The sequence below is a fragment of the Acinetobacter kookii genome (assembly GCF_900096895.1).
Taxonomy (GTDB): Bacteria; Pseudomonadota; Gammaproteobacteria; order Pseudomonadales; family Moraxellaceae; genus Acinetobacter; species Acinetobacter kookii.
Genome location: NZ_FMYO01000002.1, coordinates 1 through 22663, shown reverse-complemented (window position 1 = coordinate 22663; position 22663 = coordinate 1). Strand labels below are relative to the sequence as shown.

Genomic DNA, 22663 nt, shown 5'->3' with positions numbered 1-22663 from the left:
CGCGGTTGAATTTAAACGGTACGCCGTTTTTCCAGCAGCTTACCCAGCCATAAACCTATTTCAAACAACAGCCACATTGGAACGGCCAGCATAATCATCGACAGGGCATCCGGCGGGGTAACAAACATCGCCACAAAGAAGCAGCCCACCACAATAAAGCGACGTTTTTCCACCAATTGTTCGGTACTGACCAGCCCGATTAAGATTAAAAGCAAGGTAATCACCGGAATTTCAAAAGTAAATCCGAATACCAGGAACAGCTTTAAACAAAAGGCCAGATAGCTATTAATATCTGTCATCGGGGCAACGGTTTCGGGTGAAACACTGATAAAAAAATGCAAAATAGAAGGCAGGGCAACAAAATAGGCAAAGCTGATTCCGATATAAAATAGACAGATACTGCCAATCAGTAAGGGTAAAGCCAGATTCTTTTCTTTTTCATATAAGGCAGGTTTTACAAAGGCCCACAGTTGATAAAGGATATAAGGCATGGCCAGTAACAAGGCCACAAAAAAGTTCAGCTTAAAGGGAGCCATAAACGTTGCCGTGACATCGGTGGCAATCATGGTCGAGGTGCTAGGCAACTGTGCGCGTAACGGCTCCGACAAAACCTGGTAGGTTTTATTGGCCAAAGGCAATAAACAAAAAAATAAGCCAATCAGCAAGGCAATCATTTTAAACAGATGTTTACGCAGTACCATTAAATGCTGGGTAATCGGCATTTCTTCAAGCGCTGATTGCTGTTGCGTTGCCAGGGGAGCGGGTAACTGGTGCTCTAGGGGAGTACTCATACGGCCACCTTTAACGGATTGAACTGTGCACTTGCAGGCATGCTGTTTAAGGGTGCTGCTTGGATCATTGTCTGCTTGGCACAACCCGGTGTTTTTAGATAAATACTACAGGGCTGTTGTGATTGAATAAAAATATAAAAAGTGGGAGCATTTTTATTATGTGGCACTGCATTTTGTGCTTGTTCTTCTGCTGCAGGTTGTGATTGTTGTTGTAGTTCATGCATTTGAGCTTGCATCTTTTGTTCCAGCTCTTGAATACGCTGCATTTCCTGTTGCATCTGTTCCCGTAGTTCAGACAAACGCAGCTCTCGATCAATATCATTTTGTACGTTACTGATCATACGTTTGATTTTAGCAAACCATTTTCCAGCAAAACGTGCAGCTTCCGGCAGCTTATCCGGTCCGAGCACCAACAAACTGATGATGCCAAAAGCCAGCAGTTCAGTCATACCGATATTGAGCATAACGTTTTAGCCTGAATGTGTTTTTGCTGTGGAATTGACATCTGCAGGATTGCCTTGATGTTCAAGGGTGCGCGGTTCATTTAATGCAGAAGTCGTGACTTCATCTTCTTTAATCGACTTTTTAAAATCTTTGACTGCACCGCCGACATCTTTACCCAGATTTTTCAGTTTGGATGTGCCAAACAATAAAATCACTACAATTGCAAAAATGACAACGTGCCAAATTGATAATCCTGCCATGAAAATATCCTCATTTTTATTGAGAACTATCTCAACAGGTCTGTATGACATTGCCGTGACGTTTCTGTTTCGGTTTTAAGACAAAGATTCATGGCAAGATGAATATGAAAAATAAACCCTGCAAGATCATGTTTGAATATCAGCTGTGCTAGGATGGGTTTCTTAAGTAAAAAACCAAGTTTGCACCCTCATGGCACTGATCCTTCCTCTTGTTTCTTTTCTTGCCGGATATTGGGGAGTGCATGTTTTAAAGCCGATACGGCCATTATTGGCAGCTTTGCTGGCCCGTCTCTTTATACCGCTGCTGATCATTTACAATATGGTGTTTTATAAAGAAGGCAGTCTGTGGCTGATTGGTTTCAGCCTGTTCAGTTCGATTGTTTTCTTCAGTGGTTTTTATTATTTTCAAAAAGACAAATTACGAGCCCTGTGTTTCAGTTACTTGAATGGTGCATGGTTAGGCCTTCCTTTTGCTTTAGCCGTTTTTGGACCGGAAGCCAGCAGTACCATTGTCGCCTTATATATCGGCGGTTCTTTGTTTGGCAATATCTGTGCGGTGATGGCGGTGAGTGAAACCTGGCAGGATACGGGATTTATTATTAAAAATGTCATACTGTCACCCCCTGTCATTGCCTTGACCACGGCTGCTGTTTTGTCATTCTGGGACTTCAGCAGCTATGAATCTCATCCCCTAATACAGCTGATTTACCAAGCCAATAAAGTCTTGGTGACCTTTGCCGGTATGTGTGTTTTGGGAATGTGGCTGAGCAAGGTCAGGATTGGCTGGCGTGATTTGAAAGGTAGTTTGCTGTTCATCAGTAGCAGGATGTTATTGGCGGTTTTATTGTGTGCAGCTGCTTATCTGTTTTTGCCTATTCCGCATCAAATGCTGACCTATGCCGTAATGTTGATGTTCTTTCTATTGCCGCCAGCAGCGAATATTGTGGCGCTGGAAACGCATTATCAGGGGACGGGCTATTCAGCAAAATATATTGCATCGGGTACTGTAGCCAGTGCGATATTGATCGGGATTTATGGGGTACTGCTGCATGTATTAGTGCCGGCACTATAAATGAAGAGTTCTCTCTCCCTTTGGGAGAGAGTTAGAGAGAGGGTTTTGAAAGATTAACCTCCCTTGCGAAGCTGAGCTTCTCATCCCTCCTTTTAGGAGGGAGAATAAATAATGAAATTACTTCTCCAGGCTTGCCTTAAACAGCTCCATCGCCTGACCGCGATGGCTGATTTTATTTTTATCTTCCTTGCTCATCTCGGCACTGGAAATACCCAGTTCAGGCAACCAGAATAGCGGGTCATAACCAAAACCATTTTCGCCGCGAGGAGCTTCCAGTACTTCACCTGTCCAGATGCCCTGGAAAATTTGAGGCAGCGGATCTTCAGCATGCTGAACCAGTGCAAGTACACAAACAAACATGCCCTCAATACTTTCACCTTCTTTACGAAGCGGTTTCAGTCGGCTTAAGAGCTTTTCATTGTTGGCTGCATCATTGCCATGTTCGCCGGCAAAGCGTGCAGAATAAATACCCGGCGCACCGCCCAGTACCGGAACGCAAATACCAGAGTCATCGGCTATGGCCGGTTTGCCTGAAATTTTGGATGCATGACGCGCTTTAATAATGGCATTTTCCACAAAGCTCAAACCATCTTCAATCGCATCTTCAATATTCAGTTTGCCTTGAGGAATTACTTCTACAGGCAGATTTAACTCGGCAAACATTTTTTCAAATTCGGCAATTTTCCCTTTGTTGTTGCTGGCAAGAACAAGTGTGCCTTGAGATAACCAATCTTGTGCAGACATTCGATAAAAACTCTAATCTTTAAAATAAGTTCAATTTTACCTGAAATAGGGACGAAGAATCAGCCAATAAAAAAGCACCCGAAGGTGCTTTATAGAATCAGGCAGAATTATTGTGCCTGAATCCATTGGTCTGCACGGTCACGTGCCTGACGAATCTGTTCCTGGCTCAAGTTGGCAGCCAAAGCAGTTTTCTTGCCTTCAGACAGTGAAATCACTTTATTGTCGAGCATGCCGTCACGGGTAGACAATTCATACCACTGATATGCGCCAACATAGTTTTTCTTTTGCTCTTCCATCATGGCCAGATTAAAGCTGGCGCGGTTATCGCCACGGCTTGCTGCTTTTTCAAAATATTTACGTGCCAAAGCTTCATCTTTTTTGGTGCCCATACCATCAGCCAGCATGCGACCGACATTTAATTGGGCAGCAGTCAGACCTTGATCGGCAGCAGCTTTGTACCAGGAAAAAGCTTGCTGCTCATCCTTTTGAACTTCTCTGCCTTGCTGATATTTGGTGGCCAGATAAAATTGTGCAGCGGGTTGACCGGCTTTGGCAGCTTTGGTCAGGCTATTGATATCCATGACTGAATATTGCGCAGCCTGGCTTGAAACCGAAGCTGTAGGGGCAACATATTCTGCATGAGCTTGAATGCTAAACAGTCCAACAAATAGTGTGCTTAATAATATTTTTTTCATAGTGCGCTCACTCGATAAATAGCGACTTCACCAAACAGATTCGGGATATGTTTACTGAGTAAACTACCTTGCTGATCCCCATTGACGGCGAGTCGATTAATAATCCGGATATCATTTTCCGCACAAAGTGCTTCAAAATCACGGAAAGTACATAAATGAATATTTGGCGTGTTATACCACATATACGGTAAAGCTTCCGAAACCGGCATCCTTCCTTTTAATGCCAAGAAAGAACGGGTCTTCCAGTGCGCAAAGTTAGGAAAGGTGATAATGGCCTGTTTCCCTACACGCACCATATCACGCAATAATACGTCTGGTGCATCTACAGCTTGCAAGGCCTGTGCCATCACCACATAGTCAAAGGACTGGTCTGCAAAGCGGCTTAAACCGAGGTTCAAGTCTTGTTGGATAATATTTAACCCCCGACTTACCGCAATTGCAATCTTTTCCTGATCAATTTCTAAGCCATATGCACGAATATTGTGCTTTTTGCTCATATGTGCCAGCAGTTCGCCATCGCCACAGCCTAAATCCAGCACGCTGGAATCGGGTTTAATCCATTTTTCTGCCAGTTGATGATCAATACGCATTACACAGTCTCCTTAGGTGTGGCTTCAAGGTGTTCTGCACCACCTAAAAATGCACGTAATGATTTAACGTAAAGCGGAATCGGGAACAGGAACGAATCATGACCCTGTTCTGCATCAATATCGAGATAGCTGACAGGTTTATGGTTGCTGATCAGGGCATCGACAATTTCTTGTGAACGCTGCGGAGTAAAACGCCAGTCAGTGGTAAATGAAACCACAAGGAATTTGCACTTGGTATTGGCCATGGCTTTTTTCAAGGACTGCTCGTACTCGCGGGACGGGTCAAAGTAGTCCAGCGCCTTGGTCATAATCAGGTAAGTATTGGCATCAAAGTTACGGCTGAACTGCTCGCCCTGATAACGCAAATAACTTTCGACCTGGAATTCAACGTCAAAACCGTACATAAATTTGCCCGACTTCAAGTCACGGCCAAATTTCTGTTTCATGGCTTCTTCAGACAGATAGGTAATATGACCGACCATACGTGCCAGAATCAGCCCGCGTTTCGGATAGCTGTCATTTTCCAGATAACGGCCATTATGGAAGTCCGGATCGGACAAAATGGACTGACGCGCCACTTCGTTAAAGGCAATATTCTGGGCCGACAGTTTTGGCGCGCTGGCAATGATCACGCATTTTTTTAAACGGTCCGGATAATCCACCGACCATTGCAAAGCCTGCATGCCGCCCAGAGAACCGCCAATAATGGCATACCAGACATCAATGCCCAAACGGTCAGAGAGCAGGGCCTGGGTTTTGACCCAGTCACGCACGGTGACGAGAGGAAAATCAGGGCCATAAGGACGGTTGTCATTTTCCGGGTTCGGCGAGATCGGGCCGGTTGAACCGCTGCAACCGCCAATATTATTCAGGGCGACGACAAAGAATTTAGAGGTATCAATGGCTTTGCCTGGTCCAATACATGCGTCCCACCAACCCGGTTTTTTGTCATCTTCATGATGATAACCTGCCGCATGGTGATGGCCAGACAAGGCATGACAAATCAGGATGGCATTGGATTTGTCAGTATTGAGTTCGCCATAAGTTTCGACCATGAGCTCAAAACGTGGAAGAATTCGGTCACATTCGAGCTCTAACGGCTCTTCAAAAATAAACTTTTGCGGGGTAACTAAGCCCACTGAGTCAGCTGGAAAAGACACAGGAAATTTTCGCCTTAAATCTTTAGAATGAATAACAAAAGGATACCACTTGAGGGTATCCTTTCTAAAGTTTTTTATTTGATAAAGCTTATACGGCAGCAGCAATGACCTGATCGGTACTCAATACACCCTGGTCAATCAAGCGGTTGGTGCAGGCAATAATCGCTTCGATAGATGAAGTCACGATGTTGTCATGCACGCCGGCACCGAATGCAGATTTACCGGTACCTTTGACCTGAAGTTCAACCAAGGCCAATGCTTTGGCACTTGCACCAGAACCGATACTGCGTTCTTCATAGTTCAACACGTCAATTGGCAACTGTAATGCATTCAAGATGGCTGAGATCGGACCGTTACCTTCACCACGCAAGTGCTGAACTTCGCCGTTTACTTCAATATCCAACTCAATGACCTGATTGCCATTTTCATCTGACAATTTGTAGTTTTTGGCAGAGTAATGAGCATCTTTCGCTGCTACATAAGTGTCTTTGAACAAGGTCCAGATGTCTTGTGCAGAAACTTCTTTGGCCTGTTCATCCGTTACCTGTTGAACCACTTGCGAGAATTCAATCTGTAAGCGGCGTGGCAACACCACGTTGTAATTGGATTCTAACAAGTAAGAAATACCGCCTTTACCAGACTGTGAATTGACACGGATCACGGCGTCATAGTCACGGCCCAAGTCTTTCGGGTCAATTGGCAAGTAAGGCATATCCCAGATTTCTTCGTTTTTCTGGAATTCAAACCCTTTCTTGATCGCATCCTGATGCGAGCCAGAGAATGCGGTGAACACCAAGTCGCCTGCATATGGATGACGAGGGTGCACTGGCAAACCGGTACATTCTTCAACAGTGGCAATAATTTCGTTGATGTTGGAGAAATCCAAGTTTGGTGCCACACCCTGGGTGTACATGTTCAAGGCAATCGCAGCAACGTCGACGTTACCGGTACGTTCACCATTGCCAAACACACAGCCTTCAACGCGGTCAGCACCGGCCATAATCGCCAATTCAGACGCAGCGATACCACAGCCACGGTCATTGTGACAGTGCACGGAAATAATCACGCCATCACGACGTTCAATATTGCGGTGCATCCATTCCACCTGGTCGGCATACACATTCGGTGTAGATACCTCTACGGTGGCAGGCAAGTTTAAAATCACTTTGTTTTCAGGTGAAGCTTCCCAGATTTCAGTCACGGCATCACAGGCTGCTTTTGCCACTTCCAATTCAGTCGCAGAAAAACATTCCGGGCTGTACTGGAATACCCATTCAGTTTCAGGATATTGCGCAGCGTATTCTTTCACTTTTTGCGCAGCATTGATCGCCAACTGGCGAGCACCTTCCACATCCACATTCAAGACTTTTTGACGGAAAGTTGGAGAATTTGAGTTGTAAATATGCACGATGGCACGTTCTGCACCGACCAAGGATTCGAAAGTACGCTGAATCAAATGATCACGTGCCTGCACCAACACTTCGATGTAAACGTCATCCGGAATATGATTTTCTTCAATCAATTTGCGGGTGAAGTCGAAGTCAATTTGCGATGCAGAAGGGAAGCCGATTTCAATGTGTTTGAAACCGATTTTGACCAACATCTGGAACATCTTGAACTTTTGATCCATATCCATCGGTTCAAAAATGGCCTGGTTACCGTCACGAAGGTCGGTGCTCATCCACATTGGCGCTTTGGTAATTTCGTTATTTGGCCATTGACGGTCTGGCAAGTCGACACGCTGGTACATGCGACGATATTTTTTACTTGGATCAGCCAACATCATGAGGTAACTCCTTGTGTAGCACCGATTGCTTAAAGTCGTGGATAACGGCAACCTGCTACTGATATAGATTGTGTCTATTTTAGCAATTTACAAGTCTGACACTGGAAAACATTAGTCGAAAGTTGTAATAAAACCAATGCTTTCTTATAGGTTAGTTTTGCCACAGACTGTGTAAATCTATAACTTAATATTAATCCATTTATTCCGGAAATATTTTTCTATTTTTGCATGCAGAATCAAAGTTAAGAAAATATTTTTCAATAATTTTATCTTTTCTGGAAAATAAAATCACTGTTAATGTCGTTTAGCGTGGCTGTTCCCATTAATGCCATGGTAATCTCAAATTCTTCCTTCAGTATTTTAATCACGTGCGCCACGCCCAATGCACCTGCAGTTGCCAGCCCATAAATATAAGGCCGCCCGATGAAAACCGCCGAAGCGCCCAGCGCAATCGCTTTAAACACATCTGAACCACGGCGAATCCCGCCATCATAGAGCAGTGGAAAATCGGCAGGTACCGCTTTTTTAATCAGTTGCAAGGCGGTGAGTGGAGGAATGCAGCTATCTAAAACACGACCGCCATGATTCGACACAATCAGGCCTTGTACGCCGTGCTGAATGGCCAGCCGGGCATCCTGCGGATTGACGATGCCTTTTAAAATGACCGGTAATGAAGTGTGCTGAACCATCCAGGCAATATCCTCCCAGGTCGGTGCAATCTTCATTAAGCCATTAAACACGGGATGGTCTCCCTCATGCAGTTCAGGCAAGGGAATATGTGCCGGGGTATGCGGATGCTGCATGTCCTCAGGCAAATGGAAAAATACCCGGCGTTCGCGGTCACGGATGCCGGTGTGCGGAGAATCCACGGTAATCACCAGCGCCTTAAAATTTTGCTGTTCGGCCAGCTTCACCAAAGCCAGCGATTTTTCCCGGTCGCCTTGCCAGTACAGCTGAAACCATTTGTACGGATTGTCCTGTTTCAGCTGGCGCATGTCGGTATTGCTGAAGGTACTGAGCACTATATTGCTGCCAAGCACTTCTGCTGCCAGTGCAGTTGCTGCTTCAGCTTCAGGATGGAACTGTTGCTGGTGCCCAATCGGGGCCAGAAAAATCGGATGCGGATATTCCTGCCCTAAAATTTTACAGCGGGTATGGCCTTGAGTCAGGTCTTTGAGCATTTGGGGCAATAAGTGAATCTGTTGAAACTGATCCAGATTATCCCGAACGCTGACTTCATCCATGGCGCCGCCTTGCAAGTATTGCCACACCATGTCGGAAAGATGCTTCTGTGCTTCAATTTCATAATCGGCGACGGTCTGTAAATAGGCCGGAATCTGGGAGAGGGGAGCGACGGGCGCAACGGTTTTCATAGATCGCCCCATTGGCGTAATAAATTATGGTAGTGACTGGTTAAACCCAGAATTTCTTCGTTATCGCCAATCTGCTGGCGTAATTTAATAATGTTCATGTCGAGGTTAAACAGCATGCTGCGCTGCCAGTCATCTTTGACCATGCTTTGTATCCAGGTACAAGCCGCAATTCGCTTGCCTTGAGTCACTGCTTCCACCCGATGTAAGCTGGTGGCCGGGTAGAGTATGGCATCCCCAGCATCAAGCTTGACTTCATGGCTGCCATAATTATCTTCCACAATCAGTTCACCGCCTGCATATTCATCCGGTTCAGATAAAAACACGGTGATGGAAACGTCAGTCCGAATAGCTTGTCCGATGCTGCTGGAATATTGCACGGCATTGTCGACATGATTGCCATAATGCCCCTGATCTTGATAACAGTTAAATAAAGGCGGAAGAATATGCTTGGGCAATGCTGCCGATTTGAGTAGGATGTTGTGTTGCAAGGCCTGGAGAATTTTGGCCGAAAAGGATTGATAAGCAATGCTGTTGGGATCAATCTGCAAATTATTTTTTATTTTCTGTGCCTGAAAGCCGGCACTGTGCTGACCCTGAACCCAGGCCTGACTGCTATCTAATTGTTGGCGTAAATCGGCAACCTGCTGTTTGCTCAGAATTTCAGGAATATGTAACATCATCAGCTTGATCTGCATCCCTTAAATAACTTGAATCCAAAAGAATAATGTAGTGCATTAGAGCTCTAATACACTACATTTATACTCAATCTGCTAAGACTTGGCGAATGACTTAAAACTTGTAGTTAAAGGTTAAGGCTGCTGAACGCGGTTGTCCTAATATCACACGGCCACCACCATTGTTCAAGGTGCTGATGTATTCCTTGTCTGCCAGGTTATAGACATTCAAGTTGACCGAGGCATTTTTATTGAAGTTATAGCCCGCCATGGCATCAAACACCACATAGCCCGGAATGTTTGGCATATTCGCCGCTGCCGTGCTATCGGTAATCACACGCTTTTGCTCATCCACATAACGTGCGCCTAAACCCAGTTTAAAGCCGGCAACATCATAGGTCGACCATAAGCTTGCTGTCCATTCAGGTGACCAGCGCACATTGTTGGTTCGGGTAATTGCGCCAGTGGTTGCATTCACGCTCAGCTGATCTTCTTGTTCTGTTTTCATGTGCGCAACGCCGGCAGACACATTCCATGCTTCGGTAATTTTACCCACAGCACTCAGTTCAACCCCTTTTACGCTCGTTTTACCTTGCTGAATGGATTCTTGAGTAATCGCATCCTGGGTAAACTGGTTTTCATTTTCAGTGTAATAGGCAGCAGCATTAAGTGCCAGCTGATCATTCAGCAGATCCCACTTGGTGCCAATTTCATAGTGATGGGTTTCTTGCGGTTTTGCAGCCGCACTGTTAATTCCTTCTGCTGAAAGACTAAAGTTGGCACTTCCCGGAGGGGTCAGGGATTTGGCATAAGAAGCATATACGCTACTTTTAGCGGTAGGTTTAAATAGGCCGCCCAGTTTCCAGCTGACCAAGGTGTCATTCGCACCAAAACTTGCAGGAACCAAGCTGCTGCTACCCGATGGCAAGGTCAAAGCATCATATTCGGTATCATAATAGTCGACCCGTACTCCGCCATTCAGCTGGAAGCGCTCACCAAATTTAAGCGTGTCGAATAAATAGGCGGCAGCTGTATCGGTTTCACCATGGGTATAGCCACCGTTATACATCAGTGCTGGCATTGCTTCATTGCGATCTGGATCATAAAGATTGGCCCAAGAGGTTGCTACCGTCGCTTGCCCCGGCATTTGTGTGGCCATGGTTTTGTTGTGTTGCTGTTCTTTTAAGAATTCCAGACCTGCAACCACATCATGCTCAATCGCACCGGTTTTTAAATTCAGGTTTAAAGTCGTTTGGTTAGCCAGAATCTTGTTTTCCTGATCGACACCCTGACGTGAACGGTTAACTTCCCAGTCTTTCGGATCAGTTGAACCATTGGTTCTTAAGCCCGCTGAACCGGTGTTGATCCCGGTTAAAACACGGTTCATGCTGGTTTTACCCAAACGGGTGATGTTGGTCAGCTTGACGTTTTCAGCCAGATCACTTTCAATTTTTGCCGTGTACATGTCTGCATCGACATCTTCATGGTCATTGGCCTGGCCATAATAATTTTCACGGTTGACTTTAGGCGCTGAAGCTAAAGCAGAATCGGCGTTGTAGAAACCCTTCATACCAATGGTCGGGATACCGCCATCCGGAATGTTACGTTGACGGATATGCTGTGAATAGAGATACAAACGGGTATCGCTATCCAGTCCAAAGGCAATCGAGGGTGCAATGGCCCAACCGTTATTTTCAATAAAATCGCGACCTTCAACGCCGCCGTCCTGTCCCATGGCATTTAAGCGAACCGCCACGCTATCGTTGATCACCTGATTAATGTCGGCAGTCAGGCGGGCATGTTCTGCAGTATTGTAAGTGGCAGAAACTTCACGGCTATTTTCAGTTTGAGGCAGTTTGCTGGCCAGGTTGATATACCCGGATGCCGCGCCACGGCCGGCTTCCGCACCAGACGGGCCTTTGACCACTTCAATCTGTTCCACGTTAAAGACATCGCGGGTGACCGCACCCAAATCGCGGATACCATCGACATAGGTAGAAGTTTGAGTCGAAAAGCCGCGCATTTGGAAGGCATCACCGGCACTGGTATTGCCATTTTCACCCAGTTGCAGGGTAATTCCCGGGGTGTTTCTTAAGGCTTCAACCAAAGACGTTGCACCTTGTTCTTTTAATAGTTCTTTTTTAATCACTGAAATGGTTTGCGGGGTATCGACCAGTGGCTGGGTATATTTTGGGGAGCTGACGCTATCGGCTTTATATTTATTTTCTGCTTTAGATTCCAAGGTAATGGTTGGGAGCTGGGTTACGCCATTATTCGCCGCTGCATGAGTCATGAGCGGGAACGAGGCCGCTAATGCAACCAGTTGAGCGTTTCTGTGGTGTTTGCGGCTTTTGATGTGTGCCATGGTCAGTCATCCCTAGTTTCGTATAAGACAGAATTCCAATACTGTTTTGCAACTTTTGTGGTCAGTAATCTGGAACTAAAAGTGAACGTATTGTTATGGAATGTAACAATGGTGCAAATATTAATGATAATTATTATTATTTGCAATAAATTTATATGAGATTATCCGCTTTTATTTGAAATACTGTTTAAAAAAGTGCAATCGATGTACTGAATCCATTGCACTACTGAAAAAGAATAATGATTGGGCTGTGATTTTTATGCTCACTGACAATGAAATGCTTAACTCTGCTGCTCAGTTTCAGGAAAATTAAAATTATCCTCGCATTCATGCAGCACTTGAATCATGGGCTTTTCATGATTTTAAACTTAGAGTTCCGCCCATTTACGCATTAAATTATGATAAAGCTGGGTCAGCTTGATCACTTCTTCGTGCTTGTCACCCAACTGCATACGCAAGTTCTGAATGGACTGATCCAGATTAAACAGCATGTGGCGTTCAGCATCATCACGGATCATGCTTTGTACCCAAAAGAACGAAGCGAGACGGCAGCCGGAGGTTACCGGCGTGACTTCATGCACACTGGTGGAAGGGTAGAGAATCATATCGCCCGCGGGCAGTTTAACTTCATGATAGCCATAGGTGTCTTCTACCACCAGGTCGCCACCTTCATATTCTTCCGGTTCACTCAAAAAAACCGTGCAGGACAAATCCGTTCGTAAGCGCTCATTGCTGCCACGGATACGACGGATGGAATTGTCGACATGAAAACCAAAGGCTTCATTGTTTTCATAACGGTTAAACAGGGGAGGAATAATGTCGAGGGGAATGGCCGCAGATAAAAACAAGGGATGCTGACCCAATGATTCTAAAATGATGGTACTTAAGTGATGCGTTAGCGGATGATCTTCAGGCAATTGCTGGTTTTGCTTGACCGTTGCTGAAAGCGTGCCGGCAGTGACTTTACCATTGACCCATTCAATTTTTGCCATTTCATCACGGAAATATTGAACTTGTTCTTTACTCAGGACATGCGGAATATGATGGATCACGGCAATACACCTTTGGATGAATAAATTTTGTAGCTATAAAAATAGCCTCATGATGAGGCTATTTTCAATAAATTCCCATAAATAAATTATGGGATTTTAAAGCTCAATTTTAGTATTTAAAGTTGAGCGACAATACTGCGCTACGCCCTTCAGCTTCAGTGGCATAGTGAGATGCATACGCTTTAGTGAAATAGCGTTCGTCAGACAGGTTATTGACATTCAATTGCAGGTCAATATTTTCATTGACGTTATAACGTGCCATGGCATCGTAACGCACATAACCTGGAACGTATTTGGTATTGGCTGCATTCGCATAGACTTTATCCATTGCCGTTGCACCCGCACCCAGCGTTAACTGTGGAAGTACCTGGTAAGTGGTCCACAGGGTGGCTGAATTTTTTGCAACGTTTTGAACTTGCTTGCCATCGTTTGTACCCGCACCGTCATCAACCAATTCACTATCTAAATAGGTATAACCTGCAGAAACTGCCCATTTATCCGTGATGTTCCCATTTGCACCAAGCTCAAGACCATCTACGCGAGTTTCACCAATGTTCCGTGTAAAACCATCAGTATCAACAGCTCGTGTATTGGTTTTTTCAGTACGGAAAATAGCCGCTGTTAAGTTTAATTTATCGTTAAATAAATCCCACTTTGTACCCAGTTCCATCGTGCGGACTTCCTCAGGTTTGAGGTTGTTGATGAAATCCGCTTGTACCTGGCTTACAGAACTGCTTTGGTTACTCAGTGCTTCGGAGCCATCACCACCATCGACACCGACCGGATTTGCTGAGGTTGCATAGCTGGCATAAATAGAGCCATTTTCTACAGGTTTGTAAGTAATACCGGCTTGATAGTTGAAGAAATCTTTATCATTCTCTGCTTTGCGTATAGTGCCTGGTGAGAAAAGGGTATTTTTGCTACCCGCGGTCATGGTTTGTTCAGTATTAAATTTATCCCAACGTACGCCCAAATCTAAAATCCATTGTGGATTGAATTCAATGCTGTCCAGGAAATAAGCAGAAGTGGATTTTGTTTGAATATTATATTGGTCGGCACCCTCTGTGCTGATTGATCCAGTCCACGGGCCACGGTTAGGATTTTGAACAGAAGTACACCAGCCTGAAGTAATAGCGGCAGCAGAACAGCTATTAAGTGGATTACCTACCGCATCAACACTACCCGTCGTATTAACACCATTAAGAATATATTGGGTACGATCTGTTTCTTGATCCGAATACTCTGCACCTAAGTTAAAGCTATGCTTAAGAGCACCGGTATTAAATTTTCCGGTTAACGCTAACTGGTTGGTAAATGTATCGGTATCCGCAATACGTGAGTTTACACGTGCCCATACATTCCCATTCTTATAAATGTTTCCTTGAGAATCATCCGGGTTGGTCCACAGATAATTATTTTTAGAGCTGTTATAAACCGCGGTATTTGTAATGGTCAAATTGTCAGTCAGGTCATGTTCTAACTTGATTGTACCCACCTGATTTTCCTGTTTCTGGAAATCACGGTCTTCCCAGCCGTAATAAACGCCTTGCTTGACATCAATTGGCTTTCCTGAATATTGCGAATATCCAGTAGGATTGTTGTAGGGTACGCCTGAATCAGGAGTATCGTCTGTTTTTAGGTAGTAATAGCTTAAGGTCGCACGGGTAGGCGTATCCAAGCCAAACGTAATACTTGGAGCAATACCGGCACGTTTGTATTCAGTGCCATCGGCTTGACCGGCTTTTTCATTATGGTGGCCCATTACTGCTACACGGGCAGCAATACCGTTACCAAAATCTTTGTTGCCATCTAAAGTAATACGCTGGTAACTGTCTGTCCCTGCGCCAACAGAACCTTCTAATGAGTCGCCTTTTTTCGCAACTTTAGAAATCATGTTAACGCTACCGCCAGTTGTACCTGCACCGCCCATTGCAGAGGCTGAACCTTTGGTCACTTCAACCTGTTCGACAGCAAACATTTCACGGTTTTGTGAAGTGGCGTTACGCACACCATCGACATACATGGAACTTTCTGAGTTATAACCGCGAATAAATGGACGGTCGCCATTCGGGTTGCCCCCTTCACCCGCCCCTAAAGTAATCCCGGGCACTGTACGCAAAGCATCGCTCAAAGTTGTCACTTGAGTATCTTCAATCAGCTGCTTGGAAATGACAGAAACTGATTTAGGTGTATCCAGCAAAGGAGCAACAAACTTGGAGTTGGCAGATTGATCTACTTTTAGACCTTGAGCTGTTTCTGCTTCCGCCTGAGCATGAATAGTTTCAAGTTGAGCAACTTGATCTTGTGCAAATGCATTCGCTGCCATCACTGAAAGTGAGGAAACAATCGCAGAAGATACGATTTTTTTGCGTGTTTTAATGAAGGCCATGTCGAACTCAAAAAGGTACTGTGAAAACGTATGAGAATAATAATGATTCTTATTTTTTATCACTATGAAGTTGAATTGGAATTGACGATTCTTAAGATAAACTAAAACGGGATATTGAATGAAATAATGTAACTATTTGTAATTAAGTATTTGATTTATTTTAATATAGAAAAACCCTGCTTATGCAGGGTTTTTAATGGGGATTTTGAATATTAGAATTTAAACGTCGTACTTAACTGAACACGACGACCTTCTTGGGTATTGCTGTAATGGTTGTAATAACTGCCATCAATCAGTTCATGCTCATTAAAGTCTTTATCAAATACGTTATATAAAGCAACGCCCAGGTCCCAATTGTCGTTTACCCTAAAGTTGGAACCAACATGCAGCAATGCATAACTTTTAAACTCACCTAAAGCATCATAAACTTTTTGATTTGCAGCAGTTAAGTTCTCATAAGTTGAAGTGAAACGTGTCCGTTCGCTACGGTATTCGCCACGTGCCCATAACTGAATATTGTCATCGGCTTGCCATTTTAATGAGGCATTTACGATATGTTCTGGCGTATCGTTAAGCGGAGGATTACCTAAAGTACTGTCTTTAATTTCAGTTTCTGTCCAAGTGTAATTCACACCGAATTTCCATGCCGGTGCAAATTCCCAGTTGAAGCCGGTTTCAATTCCATAGACTTCCGCTTTTTCTGCATTGGTAGGACGGGTAACATTCCACGAATCGGGAAGTTTTTGTCCTCGGCTCTGATAGTAATCCATGACCCAAGGTGTACCAATGGATGCCATAAACTCTTCACAAACAGTTTTATTGGTATTGGTATTACATCTTTGTTCAACATTGCCGGTAACGATTTTGTCTTCAATCTGGCTGTAAAAGGCCGTGATATTGGCATCAAAATTAGAATTGTTATTAAAATACGTGCCGATTTCAAAGTTATTACTGGTTTCAGGTTTTAAATCCGGATTACCAAAAACCGGGGTACGCCCTTGACCGCTAACATTATAAATACCCGTGGTGAGACGTTCCAAACGTGGAGCCTTATAACCTTCTGAATAGCCTCCCTTAAAGGTCCAGTTATCATTTGCATTCCAGACCAAATAAGCGCGTGGCGTCCAAAAGTCGCCAAATGTGCTGTGATCATCAAAACGTAGACCGAGAGTTAAAGCCAGGCTGTCTGTAAATGACCAGGTGTCTTCTGCAAATAAACCCAGTTGATCAAATGACACTTCTTTATTGACACGTAAACCATCTTTAATGCTGGCATCCCACCATTGACCACCGAGGGTAATATTGTGTCCACTAAAATGTTGCGTGGTAAATTTGCTATCAAAAATGGTGTCTTCACTTTCTAGCAGCCGTGGGGTCACGGCTTGTGATAGACCTTGTGCACGCGAAGGGATTAAGCGGCCAACCGTTTCTGTCTGTGTATTGCTGATACTTGAATCCAAAGTCCCCACACTGGTTTTCCAGCTATGGGCAAGAATGATTTTTTCACGGTTATATTCTTGCGCAGAGTTATAACCGCCATTGGCACCTAGAGTACCGAGCTGGCCATTACTGTTGTCATACCATTGTTCGGTCTGTTCATATTCTGCTGAGATATCATGATCATCGTTAGGGGTTAGAGTCAGACGAACGCCAATAGTTTCCAGATCAGACTTTGTCGGGTTATTGCCTTGAGTTAATTCGGTATCGGAATTGGCATCTGTGGTTATGTGCGATTGATCGCGTTCAGCCTTACGGCCACGGAGCTGAATACCCAGTAAATTCTGAATCAAGGGACCAGTGACATAGGCATCTACAGCACGCTGGTTGCCAAAGTCAGAGGAGTTCGGGTTAAGGGTCCCTTCAAGTGTTACAGCGCCTGTCCATTCAGGTGAAACCTTTTTAGTGATGATATTCACCACACCCCCAATTGCATCTGAACCATAAAGCGTAGATGCAGGGCCACGAATCACTTCAATTCTCTCGATTGCGGAAACAGGCGGAATAAAACTATTGTTAGATTCACCAAATCCATTCGGTGAAATATCGCCAGTACTATTTTGTCTACGACCATCGACTAATACCAAGGTGTATTCTGAGTCCATTCCACGAATACGAATGTTTAGCCCGCCAGTTTTACCCGCGGTCGGGCTAATATCGACACCTTCCACATCTACTAAAGCATCTGCAATCGAAGTAATTCTTTTATTTTTCAAGTCTTCTGCTGTGATGACTGTAATGGATGCAGGCGCATCTTTTAATTTTTGTTCGTAGCCTGTAGCGGATACCACAAGAGTGGAAAGCTGATGGGGAGCAGATTGTGTTTCAGTATTGGCAAAAATGGAAGGAGAGGTAATTGCTAGAATGGCAAGGCCAAGCGGGCGGAGATTGAACTGACTCATACAATAGAATTCCAAAGATGGACGAGATAACTAACTGAAAATAAACAAGACAGAATAAAACGCATTAATGGTAATGATAAGACTTATCATTTGCAATAAAAAATATACAAAAATATTAAAGTGGGAATAAAGAGAGGAGATTTTTTACATTACATTCAATTTAAATTTAATCGCAGAACAAGACAAAAATAGTGGTTAATTCATACTGCTTTGTATATCTTTCAATGTTGTCATATAATGTGGCACTTTCAAAATTGCAATTACTATTTCTATATCGAGGAAGCCATGCAAGTAACTTCTGAAGCGGTTTCGGGCGTTGCCCGTCGTTTAAATGTATCTGTACCGACGAGCCGTGTGAACGAGCAATTTGAAGCTCGTTTAAAACGCACTGCTAAAACTGTGAAGATCAACGGCTTCCGTCCAGGTAAAGTACCTTTAAATGTAGTACGTCGCGAATATGGCGCAAGCATTTATCAAGAAGTTGTGAACGATGTAATTCGTGACACAGTGTTTGAAGCGATCCAGCAAGAGAAAATCAATGCTGTTGGCATGCCAAACATTGAAAAAGTTGAAAACAAGGAAGACGCTCTTGTTTATGAAGCAACTGTAGAAGTTTATCCAGAAGTTGACGTTAAATTTGACGGCTTGGAAGTTGAACGTAAAGCAACTGAAGTAAGCGACAAAGACGTTGATCAAATGATCGAAAACCTTCAAAAGCAACGTGCAAGCTGGACTGAAACCAAAGGCATGGCTAAAAAAGACATGCAAGTGACTTTCGACTTTGAAGGTTCAGTAGATGGCGAAAAATTTGAAGGCGGTTCTGCAACTGACTTTAAACTTGTTTTAGGTTCTGGTCGTATGATCCCTGGCTTCGAAGACGGTATCGTTGGTATGAAGAAAGGCGAAGAGAAAGTGATTGATGTTACTTTCCCTGAAGACTACCAGGCTGAAAACCTTGCGGGTAAAGCAGCTCAATTCAAAATCACTGTGAAGCTTGTTGAAAAACAAAAACTTCCAGAAGTTGATGCTGAATTCTTGAAAATCTTCGGTTTAACTGAAGAAGAAGGCGTTGAAAAATTAAAAGCTGACGTTCGTAAAAACATGGAACGTGAAGTGAAAAACGGTCTTCGTAACCAGGTAAAAGGCGCGACTTTTGATGCCCTTGTAGCTGCAAATGAAGTTGAAGTTCCTGCTGCCATGTTGTCTCAAGAAATTGATCGTCAACGTCAGCAAATGATTCAACAGTTCACTCAACAGTTTGGTGCTCAAGGTGCGAAAGCATTTGACAGCAGCATGCTTCCAGATGACCTGTTCAAAGAACAAGCTGAAAAATCTGTAAAACTTGGCGTGTTGGTGAGCAAGGTTTTAGCGGACGCTAAAATTGAAGTAGATCCTGCTCGCGTTGACGCTTACATCGAAGATATGGCTTCTTCTTACGAAGACCCAACTGAAGTGATTGAATACTTCAAAAATGACAAACAGCAACGTGCTCAAATCGAAGCTGTTGTATTAGAAGATCAGGTTGTTGATCACATCTTGGCTTCTGCTAAAGTGACTGACAAAAAAGTAAGCTATGAAGACTTATTGAAAGAGCAGCAAGCTCGTCAACAAGGTTAAGCTTAGCTGACTGAAAAAGGCGCATCATGCGCCTTTTTTTATGTACAGGCTTATCGTAAACCTGTCCTGAATTCACAATGCTTATATAAAAAATATCTGTTATTTAATTGGGAATATTTTGCATTTTCAGCAATTATCCCTCATATTGTGACTATGAGTTGAGTAACAAAAAATTTAGGAATAAATAACGTATGTATGTTCCAACAATTGATAACGCTTTAGTGCCAGTGGTGGTTGAACAGTCTTCTCGTGGTGAGCGTTCTTTCGATATTTTCTCACGTCTTTTGCGTGAACGCGTCATCTTTTTAACCGGTGAAGTCGAAGACAATATGGCAAATTTAATTGTTGCTCAAATGTTGTTTTTAGAAGCAGAGAACCCAGATAAAGATATACACCTCTATATTAATTCACCAGGAGGTTCAGTGACTGCAGGTATGGCGATTTACGATACCATGCAATTCATTAAACCTGATGTCGTGACGTATTGTATGGGACAGGCAGCCTCTATGGGAGCTTTCCTGCTCAATGCAGGAGCTAAAGGTAAACGTTATTGCCTGGAAAATGCCCGTGTGATGATTCACCAGCCACTTGGTGGTTTCCGTGGTCAAGCATCGGATATTGAAATTCACGCACGTGAAATTCTATTCATTAAAGAACGTTTAAACCGTTTAATGGCAGAGCATAGTGGTCAAGACTATGAAACTGTTGCCAGAGATACTGACCGTGACAACTTTATGACAGCGCAGGCTGCTAAAGAGTACGGTCTCGTGGATGAAGTGTTAAGCAAACGTCCATAATTTTCAGATTTTTATATTGGAGTGAATATGTCCGATCATCCTCAAGGACAAAAGCATTGTTCATTTTGCGGTAAAACGCAGTCTGAAGTCGGGAAACTGATTGCAGGTGAGGACGCTTACATCTGTAATGAGTGTGTGGACGTATGCCTGGATTTAGTCCAAACCAGCCAGCAGGTTGAATCTGGTGATTGGGCAAGTAAGCCTTTGCCTAAGCCACACGAAATTCGCGCTGCACTTGATCAATATGTGATTGGTCAGGATGTGGCGAAGAAAACGCTTTCAGTTGCAGTCTATAACCATTACAAGCGTCTAAAAGTGACTCATAGCGGTCATAAGCATGATGATGCGGTTGAACTGGCGAAAAGTAATATTTTACTGGTTGGACCAACAGGTTCGGGTAAAACCTTGCTTGCACAGACTTTAGCGCGTTTGCTGGATGTGCCATTCGCCATGGCAGATGCCACCACGTTGACCGAAGCAGGTTATGTTGGTGAAGATGTTGAAAACATCGTACAGAAGCTGTTGCAAAAAGCCGATTATGATGTAGAAAAAGCGCAAAAGGGTATTATCTATATCGACGAGATCGACAAGATTACCCGCAAATCTGAAAACCCGTCGATTACCCGTGATGTATCCGGTGAAGGTGTTCAGCAAGCTTTACTGAAAATGATTGAAGGTACGGTTGCTTCAATTCCACCCCAAGGTGGCCGTAAGCATCCGCAGCAAGAGTTCATTCAAATTGATACCTCAAATATCCTGTTTATCTGTGGTGGTGCTTTCTCAGGTTTAGAGAAAATCGTGCAACAGCGTCAGGAAAAAGGTGGGATCGGTTTCACTGCAGAAGTGAAGAACAAGGATGAAACCAAGAAGTTGTCTGATTTGTTCCGTCAGGTTGAAGCAACAGACTTGGTGAAATTTGGTTTGATTCCTGAGTTTATTGGTCGTTTGCCGGTCATTGCAACTTTGGATGAACTGGATGAGGAAGCCTTGATGCAGATTCTGACTGAACCGAAAAATGCCTTAACCCGTCAATATCAATATTTGTTTGATATGGAAAATGTGGATCTGGTATTTGAAGATTCAGCACTGCGTGCGGTAGCGAAGAAAGCCCTGGAGCGTAATACGGGTGCACGTGGTCTGCGTTCAATTCTGGAAAATGCATTACTTGAAACCATGTATGATTTACCAAGCCGTACCGATATAGGGACTGTGATTGTGAATGATGCAGTGATTTCTGGTGAAGCAAAACCCGTGCTAAAAGCAGAACGTCAGCCCAAGTCAGAGACTGAAAATGCCTCTAAAGTAGATTTAAAAGTAGTCAATTCTAAATCTGCTTAATTTGCTATTCGTCAGAAACGTGCGGAAAACTTGTGTTTTCGCACGTTTTTTATTTTCAAAAATAAAACGCAATGCTAATCTCGGTGATTAGGCGTGGACGCCTAAATAAAATCAATACATAGCGAACAATGAAGTGCTTAATTTAATTTCGTACAAAAATAAAAAATACGCGGTGAGGGAAAATCATGCGTGGAGTCTGTATTGCAGTCTGTGCAAGCTTTATTTTATTGGGATGTCATGGCAAATCTGCTATGGAACACACCCAAGTGACATCAACCTTAAAACCTGTAGATACTGAGCATGAACCGGGACTATTGGAACAATACCGTTTTGGCATGTTTAGCATTGGCGGTTGGGTCAATCAAAAAATGGGACAGCGCTTTCAACCGGTGCAGGCGCAAGATGAGCAGGCTGCCATAGTGTATCTATACCGTCCTGACAGCAAATGGAACCGTCAGGAAATTGTGGCATCCAGTCTGTTTATTAATAGTGAGCGTATCCCAAGCTTATTAAATAATCACTATTATTGGGTAGAACTGCCTGCCGGAACCTATCGCATATCAACCAGCCGCCCCGTGGGCGTGCAGCATTTTCAAAAGCCGAAATATCTGGATTTTATCGTGCAAGCGGGACAGTCTTATTTTATTAAGTATGATGAAGAAAACTTGAGTACCCGTCGTGAAGTTTCCGGACCTTTAATTATGGTGCCGGAAAAAACCGGTTTAAATGAAATTGCCTACACCCAGCTGAAGTCAGAAAGTTATAACTTTGTTGCCCTGGATCAAAAAAGCGGGAAGTTACGTAAGAAAGCGCAAAAACTGAAACCAGCAAAATATGATCCAGCGGAAGATGTGCAACTGACCAAGCCGTTTAAGATTTGGAATCCTCTTACGTGGTAAAGGGCTTTCAGGTTTGAAAAGACAGCTGATTGATTGCATATAGCAGAGATCAATAATGCAAAAAAAAAAGCACCCATTTGGGCACTGCTGTCCCACAAATATCACAAGAAGAACCTCAATTGAGGTTCTTCTTGTTTTCGCCATTTTTTATCAGGCACAAAGAGTGACCTTAAAAGTTTCCTTTCAAATAAATTGACCTGAATAATTCGCAATAAACG

At 43.7% G+C, this 22663-nt stretch carries 19 protein-coding genes; 5 read left to right on the top strand and 14 right to left on the bottom strand.

The annotated features are described in order from the left end of the window. Nucleotides 1–11: 11 nt before the first annotated feature. Genes tatC through tatA form a run of 3 tightly spaced genes read right to left on the bottom strand, consistent with a single transcriptional unit; the run spans nt 12 to nt 1495 of the window. Nucleotides 12–791: a twin-arginine translocase subunit TatC gene (tatC, locus tag BLP85_RS04710; RefSeq protein WP_092818988.1), complete on the bottom strand. Its 780-nt coding sequence runs from the start codon at nt 789–791 to the stop codon at nt 12–14. Next, on the bottom strand, nt 788–1255 hold the full coding sequence (tatB, locus tag BLP85_RS15145; protein WP_092818987.1) for a Sec-independent protein translocase protein TatB: 468 nt from the start codon (nt 1253–1255) through the stop codon (nt 788–790). The genes tatC and tatB overlap by 4 nt, the downstream gene beginning before the upstream one ends. A gap of 6 nt (nt 1256–1261) precedes the next feature. Beyond that, the gene (tatA, locus tag BLP85_RS04700; protein ID WP_092818986.1) at nt 1262–1495 is read right to left on the bottom strand and encodes a twin-arginine translocase TatA/TatE family subunit; all 234 of its coding nucleotides are present in this window, start codon (nt 1493–1495) and stop codon (nt 1262–1264) included. A gap of 190 nt (nt 1496–1685) precedes the next feature. On the opposite strand from tatA, the gene BLP85_RS04695 reads away from it, so the two are divergent. Next, nucleotides 1686–2567 carry an AEC family transporter gene (locus tag BLP85_RS04695; protein WP_092818985.1) on the top strand — a complete coding sequence of 294 codons (882 nt, stop codon included), beginning with the start codon at nt 1686–1688 and terminating at the stop codon, nt 2565–2567. A 117-nt stretch (nt 2568–2684) separates the two neighbouring features. On the opposite strand, the gene rdgB is transcribed toward BLP85_RS04695, so the two are convergent. The 11 genes from rdgB to BLP85_RS04640 form a co-directional block, all read right to left on the bottom strand. Further along, nucleotides 2685–3311: an RdgB/HAM1 family non-canonical purine NTP pyrophosphatase gene (gene rdgB / locus BLP85_RS04690; RefSeq protein ID WP_092818984.1), complete on the bottom strand. Its 627-nt coding sequence runs from the start codon at nt 3309–3311 to the stop codon at nt 2685–2687. 107 nt (nt 3312–3418) lie between these two features. Continuing rightward, nucleotides 3419–4006, bottom strand: a complete 588-nt coding sequence (locus BLP85_RS04685; RefSeq protein ID WP_092818983.1) for a tetratricopeptide repeat protein — start codon at nt 4004–4006, stop codon at nt 3419–3421. Beyond that, entirely contained in the window at nt 4003–4596 is a 594-nt protein-coding gene (metW, locus tag BLP85_RS04680; protein ID WP_086175817.1) for a methionine biosynthesis protein MetW, read from the bottom strand. Before metW ends, BLP85_RS04685 begins: the two co-directional genes overlap by 4 nt. Beyond that, nucleotides 4596–5756, bottom strand: coding sequence for a homoserine O-succinyltransferase MetX (metX, locus tag BLP85_RS04675; protein ID WP_092818982.1), 1161 nt, complete (start codon nt 5754–5756; stop codon nt 4596–4598). The genes metW and metX overlap by 1 nt, the downstream gene beginning before the upstream one ends. An 88-nt stretch (nt 5757–5844) precedes the next feature. Beyond that, a complete protein-coding gene (gene leuA, locus BLP85_RS04670) occupies nt 5845–7542 on the bottom strand; it encodes a 2-isopropylmalate synthase (RefSeq protein ID WP_092818981.1) in 1698 nt (565 codons plus the stop codon). Nucleotides 7543–7808: 266 nt separating this feature from the next. Beyond that, a complete protein-coding gene (locus BLP85_RS04665) occupies nt 7809–8915 on the bottom strand; it encodes an alpha-hydroxy acid oxidase (protein ID WP_092818980.1) in 1107 nt (368 codons plus the stop codon). Next, nucleotides 8912–9595, bottom strand: coding sequence for a Fe2+-dependent dioxygenase (locus tag BLP85_RS04660; protein WP_092819238.1), 684 nt, complete (start codon nt 9593–9595; stop codon nt 8912–8914). Before BLP85_RS04660 ends, BLP85_RS04665 begins: the two co-directional genes overlap by 4 nt. A gap of 109 nt (nt 9596–9704) precedes the next feature. Then, complete coding sequence (locus tag BLP85_RS04655) at nt 9705–11954, bottom strand: catecholate siderophore receptor Fiu (protein WP_092818979.1); 2250 nt, start codon at nt 11952–11954, stop codon at nt 9705–9707. A gap of 368 nt (nt 11955–12322) precedes the next feature. Further along, nucleotides 12323–13006 carry a Fe2+-dependent dioxygenase gene (locus BLP85_RS04650; RefSeq protein WP_092818978.1) on the bottom strand — a complete coding sequence of 228 codons (684 nt, stop codon included), beginning with the start codon at nt 13004–13006 and terminating at the stop codon, nt 12323–12325. Nucleotides 13007–13115: 109 nt separating this feature from the next. Then, nucleotides 13116–15395: a TonB-dependent receptor gene (locus tag BLP85_RS04645; RefSeq protein WP_092818977.1), complete on the bottom strand. Its 2280-nt coding sequence runs from the start codon at nt 15393–15395 to the stop codon at nt 13116–13118. A gap of 212 nt (nt 15396–15607) precedes the next feature. Next, complete coding sequence (locus BLP85_RS04640) at nt 15608–17794, bottom strand: TonB-dependent receptor domain-containing protein (RefSeq protein WP_092818976.1); 2187 nt, start codon at nt 17792–17794, stop codon at nt 15608–15610. A 285-nt stretch (nt 17795–18079) separates the two neighbouring features. Between BLP85_RS04640 and tig the strand changes: the two genes are divergently transcribed. The 4 genes from tig (at nt 18080) to BLP85_RS04620 (ending at nt 22445) form a co-directional block, all read left to right on the top strand. Further along, complete coding sequence (tig, locus tag BLP85_RS04635) at nt 18080–19411, top strand: trigger factor (protein ID WP_092818975.1); 1332 nt, start codon at nt 18080–18082, stop codon at nt 19409–19411. A 191-nt stretch (nt 19412–19602) separates the two neighbouring features. Then, entirely contained in the window at nt 19603–20208 is a 606-nt protein-coding gene (gene clpP / locus BLP85_RS04630) for an ATP-dependent Clp endopeptidase proteolytic subunit ClpP (RefSeq protein WP_086198326.1), read from the top strand. A 27-nt stretch (nt 20209–20235) separates the two neighbouring features. Then, the gene (gene clpX / locus BLP85_RS04625) at nt 20236–21546 is read left to right on the top strand and encodes an ATP-dependent protease ATP-binding subunit ClpX (protein WP_092818974.1); all 1311 of its coding nucleotides are present in this window, start codon (nt 20236–20238) and stop codon (nt 21544–21546) included. A 185-nt stretch (nt 21547–21731) separates the two neighbouring features. Beyond that, nucleotides 21732–22445 carry a DUF2846 domain-containing protein gene (locus tag BLP85_RS04620; protein ID WP_092818973.1) on the top strand — a complete coding sequence of 238 codons (714 nt, stop codon included), beginning with the start codon at nt 21732–21734 and terminating at the stop codon, nt 22443–22445. Nucleotides 22446–22663: the final 218 nt, after the last annotated feature.